Origin of the sequence: Alienimonas californiensis (genome assembly GCF_007743815.1) — a bacterium.
Taxonomy (GTDB): domain Bacteria; phylum Planctomycetota; class Planctomycetia; order Planctomycetales; family Planctomycetaceae; genus Alienimonas; species Alienimonas californiensis.
On sequence record NZ_CP036265.1, the window covers coordinates 444,240 to 471,052 of the forward strand.

Annotated in this window: 18 protein-coding genes and 1 tRNA gene; 5 read left to right on the top strand and 14 right to left on the bottom strand. The window is 71.1% G+C overall.

The genetic code is table 11. The annotated features are described in order from the left end of the window. Nucleotides 1-47: 47 nt before the first annotated feature. The gene (locus tag CA12_RS01740) at nucleotides 48-470 is read left to right on the top strand and encodes a hypothetical protein (RefSeq protein WP_145356993.1); all 423 of its coding nucleotides are present in this window, start codon (nucleotides 48-50) and stop codon (nucleotides 468-470) included. Nucleotides 471-502: 32 nt separating this feature from the next. On the opposite strand, the gene CA12_RS01745 is transcribed toward CA12_RS01740, so the two are convergent. The 4 genes from CA12_RS01745 to CA12_RS21770 form a co-directional block, all read right to left on the bottom strand. Continuing rightward, a complete protein-coding gene (locus CA12_RS01745; protein WP_145356995.1) occupies nucleotides 503-1,975 on the bottom strand; it encodes a DUF1501 domain-containing protein in 1,473 nt (490 codons plus the stop codon). Between the two features lie 11 nt (nucleotides 1,976-1,986). Further along, the gene (locus CA12_RS01750; RefSeq protein ID WP_145356997.1) at nucleotides 1,987-4,845 is read right to left on the bottom strand and encodes a DUF1553 domain-containing protein; all 2,859 of its coding nucleotides are present in this window, start codon (nucleotides 4,843-4,845) and stop codon (nucleotides 1,987-1,989) included. Between the two features lie 1,156 nt (nucleotides 4,846-6,001). Next, nucleotides 6,002-6,075: transfer RNA gene (locus CA12_RS01755), tRNA-His, on the bottom strand. A gap of 172 nt (nucleotides 6,076-6,247) precedes the next feature. Further along, complete coding sequence (locus tag CA12_RS21770) at nucleotides 6,248-10,252, bottom strand: mechanosensitive ion channel domain-containing protein (protein WP_165700498.1); 4,005 nt, start codon at nucleotides 10,250-10,252, stop codon at nucleotides 6,248-6,250. A 93-nt stretch (nucleotides 10,253-10,345) separates the two neighbouring features. On the opposite strand from CA12_RS21770, the gene CA12_RS01770 reads away from it, so the two are divergent. Continuing rightward, on the top strand, nucleotides 10,346-11,386 hold the full coding sequence (locus CA12_RS01770) for an SMP-30/gluconolactonase/LRE family protein (RefSeq protein ID WP_145356999.1): 1,041 nt from the start codon (nucleotides 10,346-10,348) through the stop codon (nucleotides 11,384-11,386). Nucleotides 11,387-11,459: 73 nt separating this feature from the next. On the opposite strand, the gene CA12_RS01775 is transcribed toward CA12_RS01770, so the two are convergent. Together CA12_RS01775 and CA12_RS01780 are read right to left on the bottom strand one after the other, a co-directional pair. Beyond that, nucleotides 11,460-11,765, bottom strand: a complete 306-nt coding sequence (locus CA12_RS01775) for a hypothetical protein (RefSeq protein WP_207622107.1) — start codon at nucleotides 11,763-11,765, stop codon at nucleotides 11,460-11,462. 134 nt (nucleotides 11,766-11,899) lie between these two features. Next, nucleotides 11,900-13,015, bottom strand: coding sequence for an alpha/beta hydrolase (locus tag CA12_RS01780; protein WP_165700499.1), 1,116 nt, complete (start codon nucleotides 13,013-13,015; stop codon nucleotides 11,900-11,902). Between the two features lie 144 nt (nucleotides 13,016-13,159). Here CA12_RS01780 and CA12_RS01785 point away from each other — a divergent pair, with 144 nt between their 5' ends. Next, entirely contained in the window at nucleotides 13,160-14,113 is a 954-nt protein-coding gene (locus CA12_RS01785; protein WP_145357003.1) for a sugar phosphate isomerase/epimerase family protein, read from the top strand. Nucleotides 14,114-14,274: 161 nt separating this feature from the next. Then, entirely contained in the window at nucleotides 14,275-15,615 is a 1,341-nt protein-coding gene (locus tag CA12_RS01790) for a DUF389 domain-containing protein (RefSeq protein ID WP_145357005.1), read from the top strand. Nucleotides 15,616-15,640: 25 nt separating this feature from the next. Here CA12_RS01790 and CA12_RS01795 read toward each other — a convergent pair whose 3' ends face one another. The 8 genes from CA12_RS01795 to CA12_RS01830 form a co-directional block, all read right to left on the bottom strand. Next, entirely contained in the window at nucleotides 15,641-16,582 is a 942-nt protein-coding gene (locus tag CA12_RS01795) for a sugar phosphate isomerase/epimerase family protein (RefSeq protein WP_145357007.1), read from the bottom strand. 56 nt (nucleotides 16,583-16,638) lie between these two features. After that, on the bottom strand, nucleotides 16,639-18,159 hold the full coding sequence (locus CA12_RS01800; RefSeq protein ID WP_145357009.1) for a hypothetical protein: 1,521 nt from the start codon (nucleotides 18,157-18,159) through the stop codon (nucleotides 16,639-16,641). Nucleotides 18,160-18,217: 58 nt separating this feature from the next. Continuing rightward, complete coding sequence (locus CA12_RS01805) at nucleotides 18,218-19,216, bottom strand: GspE/PulE/PilB domain-containing protein (protein WP_145357011.1); 999 nt, start codon at nucleotides 19,214-19,216, stop codon at nucleotides 18,218-18,220. 103 nt (nucleotides 19,217-19,319) lie between these two features. Continuing rightward, a complete protein-coding gene (locus tag CA12_RS01810; protein ID WP_145357013.1) occupies nucleotides 19,320-19,712 on the bottom strand; it encodes a hypothetical protein in 393 nt (130 codons plus the stop codon). A 33-nt stretch (nucleotides 19,713-19,745) separates the two neighbouring features. Then, entirely contained in the window at nucleotides 19,746-21,830 is a 2,085-nt protein-coding gene (locus CA12_RS01815) for a prolyl oligopeptidase family serine peptidase (RefSeq protein ID WP_390614135.1), read from the bottom strand. A gap of 181 nt (nucleotides 21,831-22,011) precedes the next feature. Next, entirely contained in the window at nucleotides 22,012-23,622 is a 1,611-nt protein-coding gene (locus CA12_RS01820) for an NAD(P)/FAD-dependent oxidoreductase (protein ID WP_145357015.1), read from the bottom strand. Between the two features lie 75 nt (nucleotides 23,623-23,697). After that, complete coding sequence (locus CA12_RS01825; RefSeq protein WP_145357017.1) at nucleotides 23,698-24,258, bottom strand: thioredoxin family protein; 561 nt, start codon at nucleotides 24,256-24,258, stop codon at nucleotides 23,698-23,700. 28 nt (nucleotides 24,259-24,286) lie between these two features. Further along, nucleotides 24,287-25,477, bottom strand: a complete 1,191-nt coding sequence (locus tag CA12_RS01830) for a DegT/DnrJ/EryC1/StrS family aminotransferase (RefSeq protein ID WP_145357019.1) — start codon at nucleotides 25,475-25,477, stop codon at nucleotides 24,287-24,289. Between the two features lie 124 nt (nucleotides 25,478-25,601). On the opposite strand from CA12_RS01830, the gene CA12_RS01835 reads away from it, so the two are divergent. Then, nucleotides 25,602-26,765: a GTP-binding protein gene (locus CA12_RS01835; RefSeq protein ID WP_145357021.1), complete on the top strand. Its 1,164-nt coding sequence runs from the start codon at nucleotides 25,602-25,604 to the stop codon at nucleotides 26,763-26,765. Nucleotides 26,766-26,813: the final 48 nt, after the last annotated feature.

A 26,813-nucleotide genomic window follows, 5' to 3' on the forward strand; every position in this document is an offset into this window, starting at 1 on the left:
GCAGCGTCGTGGATGCGAGCCCTGCGGTCGATCACGCGGTCGCCCCCGTGACCGGTTTTGCCGTCGGCGCTCCGTCGTCCCGGCGGAGCAGTCGGTCGGCGACGAAGGCCGCTGCGGAGCCGCCGGCGGACGGCCCCCCGCTCCCCCGCCGGGCGGCGGGCCGGGCGGCGACCGTGGCGATCACCGACGGACGGCAGGACCTCGGCCGGCGGGAGCGGCTCGTCCCCGGCGCCTTCGACGACCGGCGGGCGACGGCCGATACGGCCCGCTTCGCGGCGCACGTGCTGACCTACGGCGGGGAGGCGGATCTGGCGGCGCTCCGGGAGCAACTCCCGACCGTGGCGGACCTGCGGGCGGTCCTCGACGCGGCGCCGGCCGGCGTGTACGACGCCCGGTCGTGGGCGTACTGGAATCTGATGGCCGGTCGCGACGACCCGCCCCCGCCGCCGGCCCGAACGCTGCCGAGCTGAAGGCGAAAAGGCCGGCGGAGTGAATCGGCCCGCTACGCCAGCACGTCGCGAATCAGCGTGCCGTGCACGTTCGTCAGCCGGCGGTCCAGGCCGTTGTTGTACCAGGTGAGCCGCGTGTGCTCGAAGCCGAGCAGGTGCAGGACCGTCGCGTAGAAGTCCCAGACGGTGACCGGGTCAAGGGCGGCCCGACGGCCGAACTCGTCGGTCGCGCCGTGACTGACGCCCCCCTTCACCCCGGCCCCGGCCATCCAGCAGGTGAAGCCGTCCGGGTTGTGGTCCCGCCCGGCCACGCCCTCCTGGCGGGTCGGCATCCGGCCGAACTCGGTCGTCCAGAGCACGAGCGTGTCGTCCAGCAGGCCGCGACGCTTCAGGTCGGTGAGCAGCGCGGCGGTCGGCCCGTCAAAGACCGGGCAGTGCCGTTCGTAGTCGGACTTCAGCGTCTTATGGGCGTCCCAGTTGAGAAGTCCGTCGACCCCCGAGGCCCGCGAGGCGCAGTAGAGACTGACGTACCGGACGCCCCGCTCGAGCAACCGGCGGGAGAGCAGGCAGTTCCGGGCGTAGGCCGCCTTGAGCCGGTTCCCGTCGTCCGTGCCGTACAGGGCGTGCGTCTCGCGGGTTTCCCGGGAGAGATCGGCGACCTCCGGGGCCGAGAGCTGCATCCGCGCCGCGAGCCGGTAGGCCGCGACGCGGGCCCGCAGTTCCGAATCGCCCGGCCGCTCCTCCGCGTGCCGGCCGTTGAGAAACTCGAGGTAATCCCGGGTCGCCCGCTCGGTCGCCGGCGCGATCGACCCGGGGCGGGCGAGGTTGCGGATCGGCTGCTGGGCCGAGAGGACGACCGCTTGGTGCTCGGCCGGCAGAAAGCCGTTGCTCCAGTTCGCTTTGCCGTTCGGCGGCTCGCCCCGCAGGTCGGGGATCGCGACGTAGGTCGGCAGGTTGTCGTTGGCGCTGCCGAGGGCGTAGCCGACCCAGGATCCCGCGCTCGGGAAGCCCTCGAACGTGTGCCCGGTGTTCATGAACACGCAGCCGGGGCCGTGCGTGTTCGATTCCGACGTCATCGAGTGGACGAAGGCGATCTCGTCGGCGTGTTCGGCCATTCCCGGCAGCATCGACGAGATCATCTTGCCGCTTTCGCCGGCCGGCCGAAACGGCCAGGGGCTCCGCATGAGCGGACCGTTTCGACCTTGAAACGAGACGAGCGGCTCCCCCGGCAGCGGCTCCCCGTCGTGCGCGTCGAGGGCCGGCTTGTGCTCCCAGAGGTCCATGTGCGACGCGCCGCCCGGACAGAAGATCTGCAACACCCGCTTCGCCTTGGCCGCGTGGTGCGTCGCTCCAGGGCCGGATCCAGGGCCGCCCGCCGATTCGCCCGCCGTCCCGGACCGCGCCAGCAGGTCCGCGAGGCCGATGCCGGCGAGACCGGCCCCCGCAAGACCGGCCCCCGCGCGGCTAAGCAGCCTCCGCCGGGAGAGCTCCGGCTCGGGCGGCGCTGCGGATTCTTGAAGGGACATCGCCCGGGACCTCAGTCGATGTGGAGGAGTTCGGTCGAGTTCAGCATCGCCCGGCAGAAGGCGGGCAGGCCGTGGTCGACGACGAGCGTGACGGCCGCCCCCCGCTCGGCGTCGTCGGGCCGGCGGCCGAAGCAGAGGGCGAAGGCCCGGTCGACCTGCGCCGCCGGTTCGACGCCCGCCTCGCGTTCGAGCCGAGCGGCGAGGCACCCGGACATGTCGAGCGTGAAACGGTGGTTCAGCAACGTCAGCGCCTGGAGCGGGGTCGTCGTCGACGAGCGGTTCGAGACGGCGAAGGCGTTGTCCGGGCAGTCGAACTCCGCCAGCAGGTCGACCGACGCCGCCCGGGCGTTCTGGTGATAGACCGCCCGGCGGTAGGTTTCGGGGCCGTGCTCGTCGAGCGGGACGTACGTCGAGACGTTGTCCTGGAGGTAACGGTAGAGCCGGAATCCCGGCCCGCCCGCCCGCAGGTCGAGCTTTCCGGACACGGTGAGGACCGTGTCGCGGACCTCCTCGGCGTCGAGCCGGCGGGGCGGAAAACGCCAGAGCAGGCGATCGCCCGAATCGGCCGCGGCGGGCTCCGACCGCCACTCGGACGACTGGCGGTAGGTCTGCGAGAGCATGATCCGGCGATGCAGCGGCTTCAGGCGCCAGCGGTCCGCCCGCAGCCGGGCGGCGAGCCAGTCGAGCAGTGCCGGGTGGCTCGGGCGCGCCCCCATGTCGCCGAAGTCGCTCGGCGTGGCGACCAGGCCTGTGCCGAAGTGGTAGTGCCAGAGTCGATTCGCCAGGACCCGCGGGGTGAGCGGGTTGTCGTCGCGGACGATCCACCGCGCGAGCGCGAGCCGGCGGTCGGGCTCGGGCGCGTCGGCGTCGAGCTGGTAACCGGTCGTCACCTCCGAGAGCACAGCCGGGCTGGACGGTGCGACCGGGTCGCCCGGCCGCTGCGGGTCGCCGCCGAGGAACACGCGGACGTCGCGGTCCTTCGGCAGCGAGAACGTCCCGACCCACCAGGAGGGGAACGTCGGGACCGCGGCGATCTGGCGGCCGACCTCGGCGAGTTCGGCGTCGAACTCGGCGATCCGCGACCGCTCGTCGGGCGTGATCTCCGCCTCGAACAGGCGGTGTCGCCGGTGGTCGTCGCCGAGCGGCTTGCGGTCGGACGAGTCGGCGACCGCCGTCCACTGCTCGCCGTCGGCCGAAACCTCGATCCGGTACTCCGCCGCGAAGGGCTCCGACGGCCTCTGCCGTTCCCGGTCCGCCGAAAAGACGACGCGGTCGATCGTCGCCGGGGCGGCGAGTTCGACGGTGAGGATCGGCTCCTGGGCGTGCCACCGCGTCGACGACCGCCCGTCGATCGCCAGCGCCGCGGCGTAGGCGTCCTGGAAATCGTCGGCCCTGCGGCTCGCCCCGGTCGCCCGCGCCCCCGCGGAGGCGAGGGCGACGTTCCGCGGGTCCGGGCCGGCGGAATAGACCTCGAACTCGTCGATCCGGAAGTTGGAGGGCGTCGCCGGGGACCGGTCGGTCCCGGCGACGACCAGACGCACGAACTTCGCCTCGGTCGCCCCGAACCGCTCCTCGACGCCGCCCCGGTCGGCGGGCGGACGGGTCCATCCCGCCTCCCGCTCGGCGGCGTGCGCCTCGGCGCGGGCGGCGATCGCCGCGACGAACTCCGCCCGACGCGCCTCGAGTTCCCCGCGGCCGGCGAGGAGCGGGGCGAGCGCCGCGTCCCGCTCCCCCCGCTGCTCCGGCGAGGCGATCTCGCGGGCGCCGTGCCGGACGCCGGCGAAGGCCGCGTAGAAGCGGTAATAGTCCGCCTGGGTGATCGGGTCGAATTTGTGGTCGTGGCAGCGGGCGCACCCGACCGTCAGGCCGAGGAACGCCTCGGAGGTCGCACGGATCATGTCGTCGATCGTGTTCGCCCGGATCACGGCCGCCGCCGCCGCGTCCTGATTCCCGACGTCGTCGTACGGACCGCAGACGAGGAACGACGTGCCGACCTCGACTGACGGGTCGCCCGGCCCGAGCACGTCTCCGGCGAGTTGCTCGAGGACGAACCGATCGAACGGCTTGTCCTCGTTGAACGACCGGATCACGTAGTCGCGGTACGGCCACAGCCCGTCGATGAGCACGTTCCGCTCATAACCGTTGCTCTCGCCGAACCGGGCGACGTCCAGCCAGTGGCGACCCCACCGTTCGCCGTACCGCGGCGAGTCGAGCAGGCGATCGATCAACCGCTCGTAGGCGTCGGGCGAGGGGTCGGCGACGAACGCCTCGACCTCCTCGGGCGTCGGCGGCAGGCCCGTCAGGTCGTACGTCGCCCGCCGGACGAGCGTGCGGCGGTCCGCCGACGGATTCGGTTCCAGCCCGGCCTCGCGGAGCTGCGCGAAGACGAACCGGTCGATCGGGTTCGCGGTCCAGGCCTCCGGGAGCCCCTCCGGCGCGGGCGGCTCCGGGTCGGCGAGCGGACGTAGCGACCAGAACGACTTGTCGGTCGCGGCCCGTTCCTCCACGACGACCCCCGCCGGCCAGACGGCCCCCGCTTCGACCCAGGCGGTCAGGGTCGCGACCTCCTCCTCCGACAGCGGGGCGCTCTCCTTCGGCATCGTCGGCGGGCCGTCGTCCGACGGACGCACCACGTCGAGCAGATGACTGCCCCCCACGTCGCCGGGAACGACGTAGCCGAACGCGACGAGGTCGTCCGCCGTCGCCAGCGAGAGCTCCCCCTTCCGCTCCGCCGGGTCGTGGCAGCGGACGCAGCGCGCTTCCAGGATCGGCGCGACGTCGCGGGCGAAGTCGACCCCTTCTGCGGCGGGCGCGGGTCGCGCCGCGGCGACGATCAGAACCGCGACGGCCCCGCGGAACGCCGCCGTCATGGCGCCTCTCCGGACCAGCCCGGGACGACGCAGTTTCCCTCCGCCCACCGGTGGTGCGTGGGGCCGCCTTGGGATGCCTCTCCGGAGCCGGTCGGCCGTCGGCGGGGCGAGATCCGGCAGTTCCGTCCGGGTTGGGACCAGCACGGTGCGGCTCTCCGGGTCGACGAAGGGCGGGGAAAGGGCGAGCCTAGCCAGACGTTGACTTGCCGGACAAGCGCCCCGGCCGCGCCGGGCCGGTCCCGCCCTTTCGCAGCCCCGCGTCGCCGCCACGACTTGGGCGCCGGGGCCGGCCGGTGAGAAGCGGTCGCTCCGCTCCCAATCGCCATTCCTATCGGCGCCCTCGAGAACGGAGCCGCCCTGATGACGAGTCGGCCTCGCCGGTCGATCGACCATGCCGCCGTCTGCGCTGACGGCGCGACCCCCGACCGTTTCCGCGAGACGGCGTCCCCCGGGACGACGAACAGCCTCCCCAAGAACCGGACGGTCGACGTCGCAGGCCGGGGCCCCGCCGCGGGTCGGCGCAGGGGCCGGGGCCGGACGCCGGTTCCGTGGCGGGGGCGGCCCGGAACTGGCGGCCACGGCCGCAGCCCGCCCCGGCGTCTCCTCGGGGGTGTGCCGCTTGCGTCGCTCGGTCAGAGTCGAATCATCCTTCCGAGTTCATCGGCTCGAGACGCTCACAACCACTGAACCAGTTTCCGGGGGGCAGGCCATCCCGCCGAGCCCCCCGCCGCCCTGACCGACGATCAGATCGTCCCGGCCGGGAGTGCAAACCGAAGCCGGCGAGTGGGCGTCCGTGAACCGCATCCCTCGCCCGGGCTGCCGCCGGTCGAGCAAACCCGATCCGCGACGAGATTCAGCTCCGCGGCGTGGAAGCGGAGGAACTGGAGCGCCCGGGCGGCGTCGAGCAGCGGGGCGGCGACCGACACGACGACCGTCCGCCAGTTCCGCCCGCCGCGCGAGGCGTTCCTCCGGCGGGACCGAAACCCAAACCCGTACGCCTTCGCGCTGTGGGCGACCTGACGACGCGGGCGACCTGACGACGGAGAGAGGTCGATTCGGGGCGACGCCTACGCGGCCTTCCGCAAAAAACGTCTCACGAAGTGTCTCACGCGGCGCGCGTCTCACGCCAAGGGGCCTCTGACCCCTATTTTGAAAGGGTGGCATACCGGATTTGAACCGGCGACCTCCGGAATCACAATCCGGCGCTCTAACCAACTGAGCTAATGCCACCATGCTCCATCGGACGCGATTTTCGCGTCCGAGGCTGCGGGCGGCAAGGGTAGCCGCCGATCGGCGGGTCGGCAAGCGCCGGCCGCCTCGCTTCCCTTCCCGTTCCGCCCCGTCCGACACGGCCGCTCCCCGTCGGGTTCGCAACCGCTCCGACCGCTCCCGCCGGCGCCCGCTACGCCGAGGCCGAATGGGATCGACCGTTGTACGCCGACCTTCCGTCGGCCGCACCGCCGGGATCGGAGTCTCCGGACGAGCCGCCCTCCGCCCCCTCGCCGTTCGGGGACAGACCGCGGGCGCCGATCAGCATCCCCCGCGGCACGCTGCGGAGGTGCAGGTCCTGCTGGGGGAAGGCGATCTCGATGCCGGCCGCGCGGAACTTCCGGTCGATCGCGGCGTGCAGGTCCGAAATGACCGGCAATCGCTGATCGAGGGTCGGCAGGTAGCACCGCAGAAAGAGGTTCAGCGAGCTGGACGCGAAGCCCTCGAAGGTGGCGACCGGCGCCGGGTCGGTCAGCACCAGCGGGGCCTCGGTCGCGGCCTCGATCATCAGGTCGCGGGCCAACTGCGTGTCGCTGCCGTAGGCCACGCCCACCTCGATCACGATGCGGTTCGTCGCGTCGGAGAGCGTCCAGTTCAGCAGGCGCCCGGTGACGAACTCCTTATTCGGGACGATGAACTCCTTGCGGTCCCAGTTGGTGATGGTCGTGGCCCGGATGCGAATCCGGCTGACCACGCCGGTCACGTCGCCGACCGTGACCACGTCGCCCACCCGCACCGGGCGTTCGAACAGAATGATCACGCCGCAGACGAAGTTGGCCACGATCTCTTGCAGGCCGAAGCCCAGACCGACCGTTAGGGCCGCGATAAGCCATTGCAGTTTCTCCCACTCGAATCCCAGACGACCGGCGGTGAACAGCACGCCGATCACCACCGCGGCGTAGCCGGCCAGGCGGGAAACGGCGTAGCGGCCGCCGGCGTCCAGCGGGAGGCGGTCGAACACGCTGAGGGCCAGCAGGCCCGGCAGGTTCTTGGCGGCCAGCACCGTCAGGCCGGCGGCGGTCGCGGCGACCAGCAGGTCCCACAGGCTGATGGCGACCGGCTTGATCTCCGTCGGGACGACGCCGTCGCTGTTCGTCAACGGTTCGCCCGTGTCGGGGTCCAGCAGGGGTGCTTCGCGGAGAACGGTCCACCCGCTGAACGTCATGTCGTCCAGCTTGTTCAGCGCCGGCAGCACGTCGGCCCAGATGAACCACAGGGCGACGGCGCCCAGGGACATCGCGGCGGCGGTCACAAGCGTGCGGGTCTGCGCGGAAAGGTCCGCGGAAGGCATGTCCGTGCCCTGCCCCGCGCCGGTGGAGGCGGGGCTCTCGGCCGAGGCGCCGCTCGGCAGGTTCGGGTCGGCGGCCAGTTCCCGGGCGGCGGCTTCCTCCCGGCGCCGCTGCATGCTGCGGTACAGCATCGCCCGGCGGGAGATCGTCACCCAGCGCACCGCGGCGCTGCGGACCAGGATCACCACGATCAGCACGACCGCGGTCCCCAACGCCCGGCGGGCCAGCTCGCCCGCGGTGTAGTGGTAGCCGAACAGGCTGAGCCCCCCCAGCGCCGCGGCGCCCGCCACCGCGAACAGGCACAGCGGGACGCGGAACCGGTGGGCGCGGCTTTCGGGGGCGACCTTGTGGATGCTGTCCCAAACCACGCCGGCGGGCCGGAACAGGCGGTAGAGCATCGTCGCGGCCAGCCCGCAGGCCGCCGCGAACGCCACCCGCTCCCACCCGCCGCCGGCGTGCAGCGGGTCGGAGGAGCCGAGCAACCCCGCGACCGCCGCCGTGAACAACAGCGGCGGGACGAACCAGCGCGCCTGCCGCTGGATGCGGCGGACCGCTCCGCCGGGCCATTGAAAGTGAGCGTCCGCCAGCCCGTCGGCGCGGGTGACGATCCGAAGGAGCGTCAGCGGGAGCCAGACCGCCGCCGCGTAGCCCGCGGCGGTCCCCAGCGCCGCGGCGTCGATCGCGACGGGCAGTCCGTCCTTCGTGCCGTCGCCGCTCGGCAGGCTCCAGCCGTCCGTCAGCACGAACGAGAACCAGCCCAGCAACGCCGGCCCGGCGGCAGCCGCCAGCAGGGTGGCGACGAGGGCGGCGCCGGTCGATTTGAAGTCCAGCGACCCCTTCCGCCGCGGGGCGACCGCCCAGAGGGTCAGCAGGCCGCGGAGCCTCGTTCGCACGACGATCAGCGCCACGCAGACGACCAACGCCAGCGCCGTCGGCGGGGACGACAGCCCCGCCAGCAGCGCCTCCAACGTGGTCTGCACCGCCGTGCGCACCCCGCCCGGCGCCGCCCAACCGGCGATGACCGGCAGTTCGGCCTCCAGTTGCTCCTTGCTCAGCGGCTGGCCGCTGCGGACCCACAGCACGCGTTCGTCGATGTACTCCGCAAAGCCGGCGACCGTGTCGCGGTAGGCCACCTGAGCGTCCTGGAGGTCGGACAATGCGTCGGTCACCTCCCGGTCCAGACCCTTGGTCCCGTCTTCCAGTTCCGGAGCCAACGCCGTCAGCAACTTCCGCCGGACGTCCAACAACTCCTGGGCTTTCCGCACCGCCGCGTCCATCTCCTCACCCACGAGCCCCTCCTCTGACGCCCCCGCCATCAGGGAGTACGCCACGTCGGGATGTTTGGACTCCGGGGGGAGTTCGGCGACGGCGTCGCGGTGGTCGGCGGTGGTCATCATGGCGCGGTCGATCTCCGCCAGCCGCGCCTCGATGCCCTTATTGATCAGTTCCAGGCCCGGCATCTCCTGACGTGCCTGCCGAAGCGCGGCACTGACCGCGTTCGACAACCCCAGATCTTCGACCCGGTCGGACAGTCGGTCCCAGCGGTCCTTCAGTTGCGTGAGCTTCTGGGTCGTCTTGTCCGTTTGCTGCTGCGCGGAGAATTTCTTGGCGTTTTGCTTCTCGTAGGTCTCCTGCAAGGCGGCGACCTCCGCGGCGAGCGGCTTGAGTCGTTCAGGGATGTCGCCCTCGGTGGAGGCGGCGACCAGTTCCCGAGCCTTCTCGGCGGCGCGGCGGTTCAGTTCGACGTCGGCGGCGTCGCTGCGGGCGGCGGCGGCGGCGATCTTTCGGTCCAGCAGATTGCGACGCAGCGTCGGCAGGCCGATCGCGGAGGCGGCGGCGGCCCGCACGCTCTCGGCGTTGTGGGCGGCGAGGGACTCCGCGGCGGCGGCCTTCTCCAGTCGAGCCTTGGCGATCCGGGCGATCGCCACGTCCGTGGGCGTGTCCGGGTCGAGGGCCTCCGCGGCCGCGGCGGCTTCGGTCGCCCGCTTCAGTCTCTCCCGCAGTGCCGCCGCCTGATCCGCCTCGCGCCGCTCCGCCGGGACCGGCGCGGCAAGTTTCTCCCGCTCGTCGGTCAGCCGGGCGCGGTCGTTTTCCGCCTTGGAGCGGTCCAGGACGACCGCCGCGTCCGACGTCTCGGCGTAGCTTTCCCGAATGCTGTCCGGCGAGGGCGCCGGGGGCAGGGCGTCCAATTCGGCCTGCAGGCGCTTCGCATCTTCCTCCACGCTTTCCGCGGCGGCCTCGGCGGCGGTGCGATTGGCGGCGACGACGTCCAATAGCTTGCGGGCCTCGGCGGCGGCGGCGAGGTCCGCCAGCACCGCGGCCCGCTGTTCCGGGGTGAGTTTGTCCGCCGGCGGGTCGGTCTCCCCGGCGCTCTTCACCTGAGCGAGCTTCGCGGCGATCTGCTCCGCGGTCGGCAGCATGGGGCCGCTCTCGGCGGCGGCCGGCGTCGGCGTTTCGGTCGACGCCTTGGGCGGTTCGATCGACTCCGCGGGCGACGGGGTCGCCTCCGCGGGCGGCGGGGGGGGCGGCTCCTGGCCCTCCGCCGGGTTCATCGGCTCGGCGGCCAGCGGATGCGGACCGGCCCGCTCCGGCGTCTCCGGCGGCGCCGCGGGCGCCGGCTGGGCCGTGGTTTGATCCGACGATTCGCCGACGACGACCGGAACCGGCTCCCCCGTCCCGGCCGCCGGTTCCCCCTTCGCCCCGGCGTCGGGCGGAGCCTCCGCCTGCCGGGCGAAGGCCGGCGTCGCCCACCCGACGAGCAGCAGTGCCGCCAGCAACGCGGCGTACGCCCCGCCCGTCGATCCGTCCCGGCGGCCGCGCAGACCGCTCCCTCGCATGGTTCCGTCCATGCGCGAACGGTAGGCCGCGGACCGGCGGGCGGTCAACGCGGTCGCCCGTTAGCATCGCGGCGTTCGCCCCCCGTTTTCGTTCCCGAAGACCCCATGCCCCGCCCCGCCCCGTCGCCGTTCGCGGTCCTCGCCGCCCTCTCGACGCTCTGTTTTTCCGCGGTCGCCGCCGCTCAGGACACCGACGTCTTCCCGACCCTCGGCCGCATCGTGGCGCTGGACGACGCCTTCGCGGAGTGCGTCGATTCCGACGCGCCGATCGAAGTTCTCGGCTCCGGCTTCACCTGGTGCGAGGGGCCGGCGTGGGACGCGGAGAAGAACCGTCTGCTGTTCTCGGAGATCCCCTCGAACACCGTCCGCGTCTGGGAGCCGCGCAAAGCGGTGCGGGTGTTCCTCGACCCGGCCGGCTACACCGGCCTGGCGGACTACGGCAACGAACCCGGCTCCAACGGCTTGGTCGTGACCGCGGATCGGCGCCTGCTCTCCTGCGAGCACGGCGATCGGCGGGTCTCCGCGATGCCGCTGGACGAACAGGGCGGCAAGATCACCTTGGCCGACCGCTTCGAGGGCCAACGGCTGAACAGCCCGAACGATCTGTGCGTGCACTCCAACGGCACGATCTACTTCACCGACCCGCCCTACGGCCTGCCGGGCGGCTTCGAAAGCCCGCTGCGGGAGCTGGACTTCTGCGGCGTCTACCGCCTCACCCCGCCGACCAAGAGCGGCCGCGGCACGCTGAGCCTGGTCACCAAGGAGATGCCCCGACCCAACGGGATCGCCCTCTCGCCGGACGAGAAGACGCTGTACGTCGCCGACAGCGGGGCGAAGCACTGGATGAAGTTCCCCGTCGCCGCGGACGGATCCACCGGCGAGGGCACGATGTTCTTCGACGCCTCTAAAGAACCCGGCAAGGGCTCCGCGGACGGGCTGAAGGTCGACGCGGAGGGCCGCGTCTGGGCGACCGGCCCCGGCGGCGTGTGGGTGTTCGACCCGAGCGGCAAACCGCTGGGGCGGATCGAAACCGGCGAGCACTGCAGCAACGTCGCCTTCGGCGGTCCGGACGGCCGGGACCTGTTCATCACCAGCGACATGTACCTCTGTCGGGTGAAAACGAAGACGAAACCCGCGGCGAAGTAGAACGACTGAACGACGCGGCGACGGATGGGGTTCCCCACCCGTCGCCGCCGACTTCAGTTCTTTCAGCCGAGGTTCATTCCGAGCCTTCGATCTTCACCAGCTTGTTGTACAGGCCGAGGATCAGGAACGGGGCGGCCCACTGTCCGATGAACAGGGCGGTGTTCTTGGAGCCCATCGCCTTGGCCGTGGCGCTGGCGGCCATGCTGGCGCCGGCGGCCCAGAGGAACACGTCGCTGGGCAGCTTGCTGGTCTGCTGCTCGATCGCGCGGGCCAGCGGTCCTTCCCGGCGGGCGTGGGCCGGGACGCCGTAACGACCGTTGGCGGCGGAGCTGGGGTGGTAACCGCTCGGTTTGTTGACGGGAGGGGCGGCGGCGGACATCGGCGAGTTCCTGTGGAGGGGAAACGAACGATGCATTCTGTGTTCACTGCTCCGGATTCCGGGACGGGGCCGCCGCCGTGATGTTGGATCAGGGTCCGCCCCGGGACGGCATCGCCGCCGAGGGCCCCGCCCTGTCAGCGGTCTGCGGGCCCGGCGCCGTCCGGCGAGGCGGGTGCCGGCTGGAGCCGCTCCGCGAGGAACCTGCCGACCGCCGTCCGCATCGCGTCCCGATGCCCGAACAGGCCGTGCGTGCCGTCCTGCACGGGGATCAGTTCGTTCGCCACGCCCGCCGTCTTCAGAGCCGCGTGGAGCCGTTCGGCCTGATCGAAGGGCACGATCGGGTCCGCGGTGCCGTGCAGCGTGAGCACCGGCGGATCGTCGGGGTCCACGTATTGCACCGGGCTGGCAGCGTCGTAGGCGGCCCGCCGCACCGCCAGGTGCCCGGCGAGGAACAGGCTCAGCACCGTCCGAGCGTGCCGACTGCCGGTGTAGTAGGCCGGCATGTCCGTCACCCCGAAGAGGTTCACCACCGCCGCCACGGGGATTCGCGGGGGGGCGTCGGGGTTCGACTCGGCCGGTTCGTCTCCGTTTTCGGCCACGGCCTGCCCCTGGGCATCGCCGTTGGCGGACAGCCCCGCGAGCAGAACGAGGTGCCCGCCGGCGCTGTCGCCGATCAGGGCAATGCGGGCGGGGTCGGCGTTGAGCCGGTCGGCCCGGTCGACGAGGAACGCCAGCGCCGCCCGCACGTCCTCCAGAGCCGCCGGGAACGGGGCGACGAACACGCCGCCCGGTCCGACGCGGCTGAGGCGGTACTCGACGGTCGCCGCCGCCGATCCCTCCCGGGCGCGGGCGAGGATCTCCTGCTGATACCGCACCTTCGTCCCGGCCACCCAGCCGCCGCCGTGCACGAATACCAGCAGCGGAACGGGCGCCGCCCCGTCCTCCCCCACCGCGGCCGGCGGCAGGGCGAGGTCGAGGTGCAGCGTCTGCCCCTCCGCGGTGCGGTACGGCAGGTTCGACCAGATCCGCACGCCGTCCGCCAACACCTTCGGCGCCGGCAGCGGCGCCGTCGCCGGATCGACGGCGATCGGCTCGACCGGGGCTGGCTCGACCAGGACGGGTCCAACCACGATCGGCTCTGCCACGACCGGCACGGGCGGGGCCGGGGCGACGACCGCGGGGCCCGTCGCCGGGTCGGCCGGCGGGGCGAGGAGGGCCAGTGAAACGAGGGACAGCAGCGCGACGGGCACAGGCGAACCGGGGTTCGGGGTGCGGGAGGAACGGGGACCGGCGGGGCGCCGGCGAGCGGGTCCGGGGCGCCGACCGGGGTGGCGGACGGAGCCGGAGGGCGAGAATGATAGGCGGACGCTCGCCCCCCGACCGGAGCCCCGCCGATGTACCGCCGCGACTTCCTCGCCTCCACCGCCGCGGCGACCGCCGCCCTCGCCGCGGGCCCGGCCTTCGCCACGCCCCGTCACGAGGGGACCGGCGACGCGGCACCCCGCCCGCCGGTGGGGGTGTTCACGAAGAGTTTTCAGGACTGGCCGATCCCCAAGGTCTGCCAGGCGTTCGCGGAACTCGGCCTGGACGGGCTGGACCTGACGGTGCGCCCAAGCGGGCACATCGAACCGGAGAACGCCGCCGCCAAACTGCCGGGGGCCGTCGCCGCCGCGGAGGCCGCCGGGGTCCAGATTCTCCAACTCACGACCGGCGTCACCGACGCCGGCCCGGACGCCGACCGCCTGTTCGGCGCCGCCGCGGAGAACGGCGTGCCCCGCTTGAAGCTCGGCTATTTCCGGCAGGGCGGCGCCCCGCTGAACCAGCGGATGGACGAGGTGCGTAAGACCCTCGCCCAGATCGCCCGGCTCGCCGAGAAACACGGCGTGACCCCCTGCCTCCACGTGCACAGCGGGGACTATCTGCCCAGCCACGGCACGATGCTGTATGCACTGCTCAAGGACCTGCCGCCGGAGCGGATCGGGGCGTACGTCGACACGCTGCACATGCACGTCGAGGGCGGCGACGCCGGCTGGCGGCAGGGGCTGGAACTGCTCGCCCCGTGGATCAAGCTCTGTGCGGTGAAGAACTACCGGCAGGAGCCCGCCGGCCGGGGCGACCTCGGCATGGCCCAGTGGAAGAAGACGGTGGTCCCGGTCGCCGACGGCTTCAGCCCGATCCCGGCGTTCGTGAAGGAATTGAACGAGCGGGGCTTCGCCGGCCCGTTCAGCCTGCACAGCGAGTATCAAGGCGGCCACAGCTTCGAGGACCTGAACACCGCCGAGACGCTGGAACAGACCCGCCAGGACTGGGCGTTCTTCCAGTCGGTCCTCGGCGAAGTTTACTCCTGAGCGTCCCGGCTCCCCGCGGCGGTTCGTCCCGACGCGGCCGGCGGAGACGGGGGATTCTCCCCGGCCGGAGCGGGATCGTCTCTGACGAGGGGCGAGGAGAGAACTGATACCGTCCCGGTCGACAGCGAGAGACGATCTGTTCCCAGCCCTGGAGGTCCTTCATGCGGCAGCTCATCGTTCAGGTCCCCGAGGGTCGGGGCGACGAGGCCCTGGCGATTGCGGAGCGACGCGGGGGCGTAAACCTCGTGCAGTTCGCCGGCCGCGGGGAGGACGGGCCGGTGGACCTGGCCCTGCTGAACCTGCCCAACCACCGCCTCGGCGAGGCGCTGGACGATCTGGAAGCGCTTTCGCCGTTGCGGGTGACGTTCATCCCCACCGGCGCCCTGACGCTGCACCCGCCGGCGGAGGAGGCGCCGACGCAGGTCACCGACGTTTCCCGCCGCAGCCCGATCGAGGTGTACCTCGGCGGTCTCCAAAGCGTCGGCTCCTGGAGGGGGTTTCTGGGCTACGCCGGGGCGGCGGGGGCGGTCGTCTGGATCGGGCTGTTCACCAACACGGTGTATCTGCTGGTCGCGGCGATGCTGATCGCCCCCTTCGCGGGACCGGCGATGAACGCGGCGGTCGCGACCGCCCGGGGCGACGGGCAGCTCTTGGGCCGCAGCCTGCTGCGGTACTTCGCGGCGCTGGCGCTGACGGTGGCGGTGGCGGCGGCGCTCAGCTTCGCGCTGCGGCAGGAGATCGCCACGACGCAGATGGTTTCGGCGAGCATGCTCTCCAGCACCGCCGTCCTGTTGCCGCTGGTCGCCGGGGCGGCGGGGGCGCTCAACCTAATTCAGTCCGAGCGCAGCAGCCTCGTCTCCGGCGCGGCGACCGGCATGCTGGTCGCCGCCTCGCTGGCCCCGCCAGCCGGGCTGGTGGGGATGTCCGCGGTCATCGGGCGGTGGGACCTGGCCGTCAGCGGGCTGTTCGTCCTCCTGCTTCAGATCGCGGGCATCAACCTCTCGGGGGCGCTCGTCTTCCGGGCGGTGGGACTCAGCGCCCACGGCCCCCGCTACTCCCGCGGCCGTCGCTGGGTGTTTCCCGCCGCCCTGTGCGTCACCGCGGCGGCGCTGGCCGCCCTACTGGCGTGGCAGTTCTGGTCCCCGCCGAACCTGCAACGCTCCACCCGTGAACAGCGGGCCGCCGCGGCAGTGCAGGAGGTCGTCAACTCCAGCCGCACGGCGAGCCTGATCGAAGCGAACGTCCGCTTCACCCGGGCCAGCATTTCCGGCCAGAACTCCCTGCTGACGACGCTCTACGTCCAGCCGGCGGAGGGCGCTCCCCCGGCGTCCGACGAGGAGATCAAAGCCCGTCTCACCCGCATGGTGACGGATCGGATTGTGAGGGAGGACTTCAACGTCACCCCCCTGGTCGACGTCACGGTGATCCGCCCCTCCGCCCAGTCGTCCGGCGACCAGGGGCGTGACACTTCCGAGCCGGGCCCGCTCCCGCCGTCGCCCTGACCGACGGCCGAGCGCCGCCGCGCGCTCAGCCGGCGCCGGCGACGGCTTTCATCTTCGCCAGGCCCTCTTTCGCCACGGCGAGCGGGTCGCGGGCCCACAGGTCCGGGTTGAACAGCTCCAACGACAGCGTGCCGCCGTTGCCGGAGAAATTGGCGAAGCCGATCGCCTGGAACGTCTCGAACAACTCGTCCAGCGGGGCGTCGCCGTCGCCGGGGAGGACGCGGTCCTTATCGGCCAGCGCCTCGGCGGACGGCGTGCTGGGGAAGTCGTTCAGGTGGAACACCTCCATCGACCCCGGCCCGAGCAGGTGCAGGCCTCCAAAGCCGCTGCCCCCGCGGTGCAGGTGGTAGGCGTCCAACAGCAGCATCGCGTTCGGCCGGCCGGCTTCCGAAGCGACGTAGAGAACTTCGCCCAGCTTCGACAGGTTGTCCGAGAAGCCCCAGACCTCCAACTGCGGCACGACGCCCTCCTCCGCCCCCACGTCGCACAGAGCGGCGTAGCGTTCGGCGGCGGCGTCCAGATCCAGCCGCGGCCCCTTCGTCGCCCCGGCCGGCGGCGCGGCGATCCGCGTGCCGCCGATGGACCGCAGCAGAGCCATCTCCCGCTTCGCCTGTTCCAGCGCCGCCTTCCGAACCGCCTCGTCCTCCGCGATCCACTGGGCGAAGCCGATGGCGCTGTCGACGGTCAGGCCGGCGTCGGCGATCTTCTTCTTCAGGTCCGGCAGCGAGCCGCCGGCGTCGCGGTAGACCTCGATGTCACGAATCCAGGGCTCGATGCCCTGATAGCCGGCCTCGCCGGCGATCTCAACTTCCCGTTCGATCCCCAGCTTCCGCCCGCGGATGGTGGCGGTGTTCAGGCAGTAGCGAAACTGGTTCTCGGGGCTGGCCGGGAGGCATGCGGCCCCGGCCGCCCACGGGGCGACCAGCGGGGCGGATGCGGCGGCGGCGAGGAGCGTGCGGCGTTGCATGACGTTCTAAAAGAATCGTAACGCAGAGGCCCCGCAGGGCCTCTGCGTTATAAAAACTAGCCCGTCCCCATCCCGCGATCGAACGCGTCGAGGTCGCGGAGGAACAGTTGGAAGGTGCTGTCGAGCGTTTCGCGGCCGATCGTCCACTTCGGCGCCTCCGCCGGGTAGCGGCCGCAATGCTCCACGATCAGGCGATACAGAAACTTAAACAGGTGCCGAGGCACCCGCAGGCGGGCGAACTGGCGCACCAGTTCGTCGCGGGAGACGTTCTCGTCGAATAGATCCGTGAGGGAAATCTTCTTTCCCTCTTTAGCGCACGCTCGCAGGCGGTCCTCGGCGATGTCGTAGAGGCTTTCGCCGGTCCACTCCAGGCTGGAGACCATGTTCTGTTTATCGAGCCGGCTGCGCTCGTAGAAGCCACGGTCCTCGCGGTTCAAAAAGTGCCGCACCTCCGCCGGTAGCAGCAGTTTAAAACCGAGGCCGGGGTGTTTGAGGAACTTGTTGTCGAACAGCGGCCAGAGGAACTCCTTCATCCGCTCCGGACTGCCGTTGATCAGGTGCGGCTCGTCCACCCGGTCGACCAGCACCTGAATGCCGCTGAAGCCCAGCCGCTTGAGCACGTTCTGAAACTTCACCAGCAGCTCGTAGCGGGCGTCGGCGGAGTCGCCGATCGGCAGCGGCTGGCCGGCGAGGTCCCGGCGGCTGAACCGGCTGAGGATCTTTCGCAGCGGGCCGGGGCGGCGGTCCAGCGCCATTACGCTGCCGGACGCCTTCCGGGCGGCGTTCCACAGGCCGAATTGACGAATCGTCACCGGCAGCCAGAGCAGCAGGATCGGCAGCGCCGCCCAGTACCACCAACTGCCGATATTCCGCACCTCGCCGTAGCTGAACGCCACGATCAGAACGAGAATTGTGCCCGCCACGCCCAACCAGAAATCCCACTGATTGAGCAGCACCGGGAAGCCGAGCTTCGCCCGCAACCGCTCCCACCGCGGTTCGGGGGCCTCGTCGAGGCTGTGGTCGTACAGGGCCGCCAGCAGCAATAAATCCCGTTTATGGCGGCGTTCCAGCCGTTCGACGTCCCCCAGCAGCACCGGGGGGCCGTCCTCTTCACGGGTTCCGCCGGCCTCGAACACGGCCCGCACCAACCGGCCCACGCCCAGGGCGAGGACGCTGTCCATATGGTCGACTGTCCGCCATTTGGCGAGGGCCTTCTCCGGCTTTTTATGCCGGCCGGGCAGGCGGTCGCGGAAGCTGTCGAGGAAGGGATTGAAGTCGTCGTAATGAATGACGAACGTCTTCCCCCCCGCCCCGCCCTCGCCCTTCCCGGCGGCCTGTTTCAGGTTATGGGCGGCCAGCGACGAGGCGAGTTGATGCCGCAGCGCCGTCTTGCCGCTGCCCTTCTCCCCGAACACGACGGCGGTGCTGGGGTTGGCCGGATCGCCGGCGATCTTGTCCCAGGCCGGGTGCCGGGTGGCGGCGGGTCGGGCGAGGAACAGATGATCGCTGCCGGCGTCCTCCTGGGAGAACGGGTTATCGGCGACGCCGTGGTGGGAAAGGAACTGCTCGGCCTTCAAGGGGTCCGGCGGGTGGGGGGAAGAATGCGGATGAGGGGGACGGGGCGAGCGGCGCCGATCACTTCCAGTAGATCAGGAAGGCCCACGCCGCCGCCAGTCCGCCGCCGATCGCCGCGCCCAGCAACGCCCAGACGACCAGTAGATCGCTGTCGCCCAGCAGGAAGTAGGCCGCCGCCGCGGGGATAATCGCCCCCCAGCAGATCGCGATGATCCCCAGTTGCCGGCGCTCCCTCTGCTGGCCCTCGTCCAGTTGGGCGAACGATTTCCGGGGCACTTTGGTCTTAGCCTTGGCGGGTCCGGCCGCGGCGCCGCCCTGGTCCACCTCGGGGGTGTAGTAGCGGGTGATCGCCTGCGTCATCTCCGCGGGGGTCACGATCACGGGCTTGGGCGGCTTGCCGAAGCGGAGGCGGAGTTCCTCCTCCATCTCCGGCTCGATCGCCGTGCAGGTGGCGACCAGCACCGCGTCGTCGTCCACGATCAGCGGGATCAACCCGTGCCGCTTGGCCGTCGCCTTGGGGAACTGACGGAGCACGTCCTCGTCCGGGGCCAGTTCGCCCAGATCCGCGTAGCTGAGCCCCTGCTCCCGGGCATAGGCCCGATAGGCCAGCTTCGCCGGGACGAGCTTCATCTGAACCAGGGCGTCCCGCAGGTCCAGCCCGCGGGCCTCGGCGAAGCCCTCCGCCTCGGTCAGTTGCTCCCGGCTGATCTTCCCCGCCTTGACCAGCAGCCGGCCCATCGGCACGCGGCCGAGTTCGTTCGTCTCCTCCTTAAACTTCCGCCCCAGCGAGGCGTCGTACTCCCGCTTCCGACCCTCGTCCGTCAGCGCGAGCATCGCCTTGGCGAGCTCGTTGAGCAGTTCCTGGCTCTGTTCCGCGTACTCGCCGGAGGCGTACCCGCGGACGTGCTGGTTCAGCTTGCGGTAGCTGGCCCGCACCTTGTCCGGGTTGTCCTCGAACCGGTCGAGCTTCAACAGCGCGTAATGGTCCGGCGGCCCCTCGGGGGGGACGTCGGCCTTGGGGATTTTCAGCCAATCGGTATAGACGTTGACGTCGGCCATCGGCGGCGAGAGCGGTTCGGTGCGGCGGAGCCGCAGGATGACCGAACCGCGCCGCGGTCGCCATGCCGCCGACTCGCGTCCCGAACGCCGGGGCGCCGGCGGTTCAACTCTCGACGGCGGGGCGGACGAACTTCCGCCACGCGATCACCGCGGTCACCAAACCCAGCCCGGCAGTCGACCAGCCGTCGCCGCGGAGGGCCAACCCCGCGAGCGTGACCAGGGCGGCGGCGGCGATCGGGGCGAGCGCCCCGGCCCCGGAGGCTTTCGCCGCCCGGACCATCAGCAGGACGGCCCCCGCCGCGGCGATCAACGTGCCGATGGCCTGCCCCGCCCACTGCGTGACGAACGTCATCACGGCCATCGTCGCGGCGCCGTCATAGCCCGTCGTCGCCATCGCACCGCCCGCGAAGAGCACGATCACCGCCAGCCCGGCCCCGAATATCGTCAGGAACGGGAAGCGGGAGGGGCGGTCGACGGACGGTTCGAGATTGGGCATCGCCCCGCACGATGTCGTGCGTCGCCCTCCGAATCAACCGCCGTACCCCTCCGGCAGCGTCATGCCCAAGCGGTCGGCGAGGAAGGCCCACATGTCGGCGTATTCCTCGATGATCTTCTCCGTCGGCTTGCCCGCCCCGTGGCCGGCCCGGGTTTCAATCCGAATCAACACCGGGGCCTCGCCGGCGTGGGCCTGTTGCAGGCGGGCGGCGAACTTAAAGCTGTGGCCGGGGACGACGCGGTCGTCGGTGTCCGCGGTGGTGATCAGCGTGGCCGGGTAGCTCACGCCGTCCTCCAAGTTGTGATAGGGGCTGTAGGCGTAGAGGGCGGCGAACTCCTCCGGGTCGTCGGCGCTGCCGTAGTCGTCCACCCAGAACCGCCCGGCGGTGAACTGGTGGAACCGCAGCATGTCCATCACCCCCACCGCCGGCAGGGCCGCCGCGAACAGGTCCGGCCGCTGCGTGATGCTGGCGCCGACCAGCAGCCCGCCGTTGCTGCCGCCCTGGATCGCCAGCTTGTCCCGAGACGTATAGCCCTCGGCGATCAGGTACTCCGCCGCGGCGATAAAGTCGTCGAACACGTTTTGCTTTTTGAGCTTCGTGCCGGCCTCGTGCCAGGCTTCGCCGTACTCCCCGCCGCCGCGAAGGTTGGCCATCGCGAAAACGCCGCCCATCTCCATCCAGGCCGCCCGACTGACGGAGAAGCCCGGGGTGAGGGGAATATTAAACCCGCCGTAGCCGTACAGCAGCGTCGGGTTCGAACCGTCGAGCGCCAGCCCCTTCTTGTACGAAATAAACATCGGCACCCGCGTGCCGTCCTTCGATTCGTAGAAAACCTGTTTGACTTCGTACAGCTCCGGGTCGAGATCCACATTCGCCCGCCGCAGCAATTCGCTTTCGCCAGTGGCGAGGTCGTAGCGATAAACGCTCGGCGGGGTGGCGAAGCTGTCGAAGCTATAGAAGGTCTCCGTGCTGTCCCGGTCGCCGCTGAACCCGCTGGCGCTGCCGAGGCCCTCGAACTCCACGTCCCGGACGAACTCGCCCTCCAGCGTGAGGATCTTCACCTGGGTGGTGGCGTCCTTCAGGTATTTAGCGAACAGCAGATTCGCCACGCGGCTGACGCCGGTCAGCACGTTCTCCGCCTCGGCGATCACCTCGGCCCGTTCGCCGGTTTCCACGTCGATCGTCACCACGCGTTTCAGCGGGGCGTCGCCCTGTTCGCCCTCGTCCGTCAGGAAATAGAACTTCGAGCCCTCGTTCGTGACGAACTCGTACTCCTGTTCAAAGTCGTCGATCAATTCGACCCACGGCTGCGGGCCGCCGTCCTCGCCGCCGGCCAGTTTGCGGTAAAAGACCCGATAGCGGGGGTCGGTGCCCTTCCAGGCGGTGACGATGTGGTAGGCGCCGTCCTCAGTCACGGTGTTGGAAAAGCCCCATTCGGGATGGGCGGGGCGCTCGAAGACCAGTTCGTCCTCGCTCTGCGGCGTGCCGAGGCGGTGCAGATAGACCTTCTGATTGAGGTTCAACGTCTGGAACTTCTCGCCCGCGTTCGGCTCCGGATACCGGCCGTAATAGAGGCCGGTGTCGTCCGCGTTCCACTCGGGCGTGTTGAACTTGACGTAGGTCAGTTCGTCGCCGGTCTCCTTGCGGGTTTCGAGGTCCATCACCTTCCAGGTCCGCCAGTCGCTGCCGGCGTCCTGCACGCCGTAGGCGAGGTATTTTCCGTCGCTGCTGAACGCCGTGCCCGACAGGGCGATCGTGCCGTCCTCGCTCCACGTGTTCGGGTCGATCAACACCTCCGGTTCGCTGTCCAGCGTCTCCTGCACGTACAGGACGAACTGGTTCTGCAGGCCGTCGTTCTTGAAGAAGTAATACTTCCCCCCCTCCTCGAAGGGCACGCCGAACTTTTCGTAGTTCCACAGCTCCGTCAAACGGCCCTCGATCGCCTTCCGCTGCGGGATCTGTTTGAGGTAGCCGAAGGTCACCTCGTTCTGGGCTTTGACCCACTCGGCGACGCGTTCGTCCTCGCGGACGTCGTTCTCCAGCCAGCGGAACGGGTCCGCGACGAGCGTGCCGTGGTAGTCGTCGACCTGCTGGACGCTGGAGGGGTACTTCAACACTTCGGACCGATCAGGGGCGGGGTCGTCGCCGAGCGCCGGGGCGACGAGCAACAGCGGGGCGAACAGCGGCAGGAATCGCACGGGGCGGACTCTCGGAAGGACGGGGGCGGCATTGGACCGGGCGACGACCGGAACGCCAAGGGGACGGCGACCGGGAGCGAGGCGGCGATTCGTCAGGGGGCTATACGGCGGCGAACCGCTCGACGATGGCTTTCGCCGTGCGGAGGCCGTCGACCGCCGCGGTCACGATGCCCCCGGCGTAGCCGGCGCCCTCCCCGACGGGGTACAGGCCGTCGATGTTCGGGCAGCAAAGCGTGTCCCGATCCCGGGCGATCCGCACCGGACTGCTGCCGCGGGTCTCCGGCCCGGCGAGCACCGCTTCGGTGAGGTACTCCGAACCGCCCCACTTCTCCGCCAACCCCGGCAACCCGGCGTGCAACCCCGAGGCGACCGCCGGCGGCAATAGCTCGCCGAGGTTCAGCGAGACCGACCCCCGTTTGTAACTGCACGACACGTCGCCCGCGGAGAGCTGCCCCCGCAGATAGTCCGTCGCCCGCTGCACGGGGGCCTTGTAGTCCCCGCCGGCCCGCTGGAAGGCCAGCCCCTCCGCCCGGCGCTGCACCTCGACGCCCGCCAGGGGATGCTTCGACCCGAACGCCGCCGGCTCCAACGTGAGCACGAGGCCGCTGTTGGCGTGGGTCGTTTCGTGACGGGAGTTGCTCATCCCGTTCGTGCAGAACCGGCCGGGCTCCGAGACGCTGGGAATAATCCACCCGCCGGCGCACATGCAGAACGTGTACAGGTCCCGCTCGCCGTTCGGCTGCCCCGGGGCGACGAGCGAATAATCCGCCGCCCCCAGCAGTTCCAGATACTCCGGCCGGCCGTATTTGCGGCGGTTCACGAGTTCCTGCGGGTGCTCGATCCGCACGCCGAGTTGAAACGCCTTCGCTTCCATCGGCACCCCGGCGGCGTGCAATGCCTCGTAGGTGTCCCGGGCCGAATGGCCGATCGCGAGGATCACCCGGTCCGCCTCGAGATGCCCCGCGGAGGTTTGCAGGCCAACGACCTTGCCATCCCGCAGATCGAGCCCTTCGACGGTCACGCCGAAGCGGTATTCGCCGCCCATCGCCTCGGTTCTGCGGCGATAGTTTCGGCAGATCATTGGCAGTTTATTGCTGCCGAGGTGCGGACGGTGCTCGTAGGTCAGGCTCTCGCGGCCGCCGCATTCGACGAAGGTGTCGAGGACGTAATCCACGTCCGGCCCGGTCACGCGGCAGGTCAGCTTGCCGTCGCTCCAGGCGCCGGCGCCGCCTTCGCCGAACAGGTAATTGTTCTCCGGCTCGAACGGCCCGCCGGCGTCGAAGGCTTTGATGGCCCGGGCCCGCTCCTTGACCGGCCGGCCACGCTCGAGGATCAGCGGGCGATAGCCCCGCTTCGCGAGATAGTACCCCGCCAACAGCCCCGCCGGCCCGCTGCCGACGACCACCGGCCGATGCCGCATCGGGGCGGTCCCCGGCACCGGATCCTCGAACCGCTTCGCCTTGAACGGCTCCGCCTTCCGCGGTCGCACGCCGGGGGGCAGGTCGACGGCGATGCTGTGCACGTACTTCAGCCCCCGCCGCTGCCGGGCGTCGAGGCTTTTGCGCAGCAGGCGCCAGCGGCCGAGGTCGTTCACGTTCACGCCCAATCGCTCCGCGATCGCCGCGGGCAGGGCCTCCTCCGGCTCCTCGACCGGCAGGGCGAGGTTGGTGACGCGGACGGTGGTTCCGGCGGGGGATGAACTCTCAGGCATGCCGGGATTCTACGGACGAACCCGTCGTTCGTAACGCCGAGGCCCCGCGGGGCCTCGGCGTTACGATATTGCCGCTCAATCCCCGTGCTTTTTCCGCAGGCGGCCGCTGGTGCGGAGGATGAGTTGGTTCCGCTCGAACTGCTCCACCCACTCCGCGGTCACCGCGGCCCGCAGGGCGGCGGGTTCGTTGGCTCCCAGCGAACAGGCGGCGCCGGACAGCTCGCCGGCCAGCTTGCGGTACTTGACCAGCGTTTTATCGCCGTAGCGGCCGGTCGGGGCGAAGTCCTCCGCGAGGAACAGCACACTGGGGACCCGGGCGGCGCCGCAGATTTGCAGTTCGTCCGCCAAGTCCGGGTGGGCGTCCCGGTCGAAGAACCGCAGCTTGATCCGGTCGTTGGCGGAGGCGATCCGGTGGAAAATCGGGCACTGGCTCACGCAGTCGCCGCACCAGGCGCCGGCCAGGCAGAACACCGGCATCTCCCGGGTGAAGCCCTCAATGAGGGCGGTTTGCTCCGGCGTGAGCGTGAACTGCTCCAGCGCCGCGGCCCATTTGGCGCGGTCGGCGTCGGAGCCGTGGGCCTCGAGGAAGGCGTCGTAGGACAGGCCTTCGGAAAACTTGGCGGCGAAATCGAGCATGAAACAGGGGCGAGCGGCGCGAAATGGTTCACAACTCTAGCGACTCGCCGCCGTTCGGCAGGGGGACGGTTCGGACTATCTCCCCCGCGAAGGTCCGCACCCGCTCCACCGCCGCCGGGATCGCGGCGAGATCCTCGCCCCCGGCCAGCAGCACGGGGTGGTGCAGCCCGACGCACCGCTCCCCCGCCGCCGCGGCCTGCGGCAGGTCTCCCACGAACCGCGCCCGCCGCCCGGAAAACAGCGACCGCAGCGCCGGGAACCCCGGATCGAACGCGACCCCCTCCGCCCGCAGCGCCGCACAGAACATCCCCCGCGGCAACCCGTCGTACGCCGCCGGGTCATATTGAAAGCCCATCTTGTAGAACCCCGGCGTCATTTCCGCAGAGGCAGCCGGGGCGAGCGGCGTCAGACCGGGGAGCGACCGCAGCGTGTCCCCGTTCTCCGAGCGGAGGCGGGTGCGCTCCGCCAGCGCCCGGACCTGCGGGACGAGCACCGCGGCCTGCATCTCCGACAGCGGCGACAGGTCGTTCCCCCGCCCCACGTGCCGGCGGATACGGGCTGCAACGCGCTCGCCGGCCGGGTTCGCCGGGAACAGGACCGCCCCCCCACGGCCGGCGGTGAGGGGTTTGGAGCCGCCGAAGCTCAGCACGCCGGCGTCGCCCCAGGTCCCGGCCGGGCGGCCATGGACCGTGGCGCCGGGGTTCTGGCAGGCGTCCTCGATCAGGGCGACGCCGGCCTCGTCGCACAGCGCCCGCACCGCCGGCAGCGCCACGACGCCGCCGTGCAGGTGAGAAACGAGCACCGCCCGCGTCTTCGGCCCCAGGGCGCCGCGAATCGCGGCCGGGTCGATCTGCCAGTCGTCCGGCCGCACGTCGACGACCGCGGGCACGGCCCCCAGCGCCAGGACGTTTGCGGGGTTCGCTCGGAAGTCGTACCCGGCGAGCACGACTTCGTCCCCGGCCGTCACGCCAACGCCGATCAGCGCCAGTTCCACCGCCGCGGTGCCGCCGCCGCACAGGTGCACGCCGCAGCCGCCGTGCGTCTCGGACAGCGCCGCCCGCAGGGCCTCGCCGTGCGGGCCGTGGTAGCGGCCCCACGCGCCGGTTTCGATCAGCAACCGCAGGGCGGCGTCCACCGCGGGGTCGGGCGGCGGCCAGCCGGGCGGGCCGTCCGGCCGCAGCGGGGCGCCGCCGAGGATCGCGGGGCGGTCGGGGGTCACGGCGTCACGGCGGGGACGGGGGCGCGGTTCGTTCAAACGAATCTTGGATTGTTGGAACGACCGGACGGAGCGTCTAGATTGACGACGTTCGTCCGTTCCCGCAGCCGTCTGCCCCAGGTTCTCCGTGTCGCATCGCATTCGTTACGTCATGGTCGGCGGGTTCCTGGGCGCCGGGAAGACGACGACTCTCGGCCGGCTGGCCGCGATGTACCGCGAGCGGGGCCAGACGGTGGGCATCGTCACCAACGATCAGGCGGAAGGGCTCGTGGACACCGCCACCCTGCGGGGACAGGGCTACGACGTGGGCGAGGTCGCCGGGGCCTGTTTTTGCTGCCAGTTCGACAACCTCGTCTCGACCGTGCGGGCGCTGGCCGAGCAGGGCGCCGCCCCGCCGGACGTGATCCTCGCCGAACCGGTCGGCAGTTGCACGGACCTGGTCGCGACGGTCGTCCGTCCGCTGAAGGAGCTGTTCGCCGCGGAGTTCGACGTCGCCCCCTACGCCGTGATCCTTAAACCGGGCCACGCCAGCAAAGTGCTGGGGAACGAGGGCGGCACGGGTTTCAGCCCCAAGGCGGAGTACATCCTCCGCAAGCAGCTGGAAGAGGCCGACGCCGTCCTCATCAACCGCGTCGACGAACTGCCCGCCCAGGAGGTCGACGCCCTCGAAGCCCTAATCGCCCGCGAAATCCCCGGCAAGCCAGTCGTGCGGATGAGCGCCAGGACCGGCGCCGGCTTCGACCGGCTGCTGGAGCTTCTCGACGGCAAATCCGGCGCCGGCACGACCCCCGATCTGGACTACGACGTCTACGCCGAGGGCGAGGCGGAACTGGCTTGGTACAATAGTACGGCGGACGTGGCCGCGGCGGACGCCTTCGGCCTGGACGCCCTGCTGACGGACGTGATCGGCCGGATGAAGGAGGCGCTGGCGGACGAGAACTACGAGGCGGCCCACCTCAAGGCGGTCGGCGTGTCCGACGGTGGGTTCGGCGTGGCGAACCTGACCAGCGGCGACGGCCCGGTCACGCTGTCGGTCGCCTCGGATCGCACCGTTCCCGCGGGCGGCACCGCGGAGTTGATCCTCAACGCCCGGGTCGCCGGCGATCCGGACCGCCTCACGGCGCTGGTGCACTCGACCGTGCGGGCCGCCTGCGAGGCGGTCGGCGCGAGCGTCTCCCTGCGGGACGAACGCTCCTTCCGCCCCGGTCGCCCGGTGCCCACGCACCGCCTCACCGACGACCCCACGCCGACCGCCTTCGCCTCCACCCCCGCCGGGGCGGCGACCGCCTGAGCGCCCCCTGCGGCGAGGCTCACGCCGGCGACCCTTCGCGACTGATAG

Coding starts and splice junctions, on each gene's coding strand:
- CA12_RS01785 (WP_145357003.1), top strand. CDS start 13,160: ATGTACCGCCGCGACTTCCTCGCCTCCACCGCCGCGGCGACCGCCGCC.
- CA12_RS01820 (WP_145357015.1), bottom strand. CDS start 23,622: ATGCCTGAGAGTTCATCCCCCGCCGGAACCACCGTCCGCGTCACCAAC.
- CA12_RS01750 (WP_145356997.1), bottom strand. CDS start 4,845: ATGACGGCGGCGTTCCGCGGGGCCGTCGCGGTTCTGATCGTCGCCGCG.
- CA12_RS01810 (WP_145357013.1), bottom strand. CDS start 19,712: ATGCCCAATCTCGAACCGTCCGTCGACCGCCCCTCCCGCTTCCCGTTC.
- CA12_RS21770 (WP_165700498.1), bottom strand. CDS start 10,252: ATGGACGGAACCATGCGAGGGAGCGGTCTGCGCGGCCGCCGGGACGGA.
- CA12_RS01770 (WP_145356999.1), top strand. CDS start 10,346: ATGCCCCGCCCCGCCCCGTCGCCGTTCGCGGTCCTCGCCGCCCTCTCG.
- CA12_RS01775 (WP_207622107.1), bottom strand. CDS start 11,765: ATGTCCGCCGCCGCCCCTCCCGTCAACAAACCGAGCGGTTACCACCCC.
- CA12_RS01745 (WP_145356995.1), bottom strand. CDS start 1,975: ATGTCCCTTCAAGAATCCGCAGCGCCGCCCGAGCCGGAGCTCTCCCGG.
- CA12_RS01805 (WP_145357011.1), bottom strand. CDS start 19,216: ATGGCCGACGTCAACGTCTATACCGATTGGCTGAAAATCCCCAAGGCC.
- CA12_RS01790 (WP_145357005.1), top strand. CDS start 14,275: ATGCGGCAGCTCATCGTTCAGGTCCCCGAGGGTCGGGGCGACGAGGCC.
- CA12_RS01795 (WP_145357007.1), bottom strand. CDS start 16,582: ATGCAACGCCGCACGCTCCTCGCCGCCGCCGCATCCGCCCCGCTGGTC.
- CA12_RS01825 (WP_145357017.1), bottom strand. CDS start 24,258: ATGCTCGATTTCGCCGCCAAGTTTTCCGAAGGCCTGTCCTACGACGCC.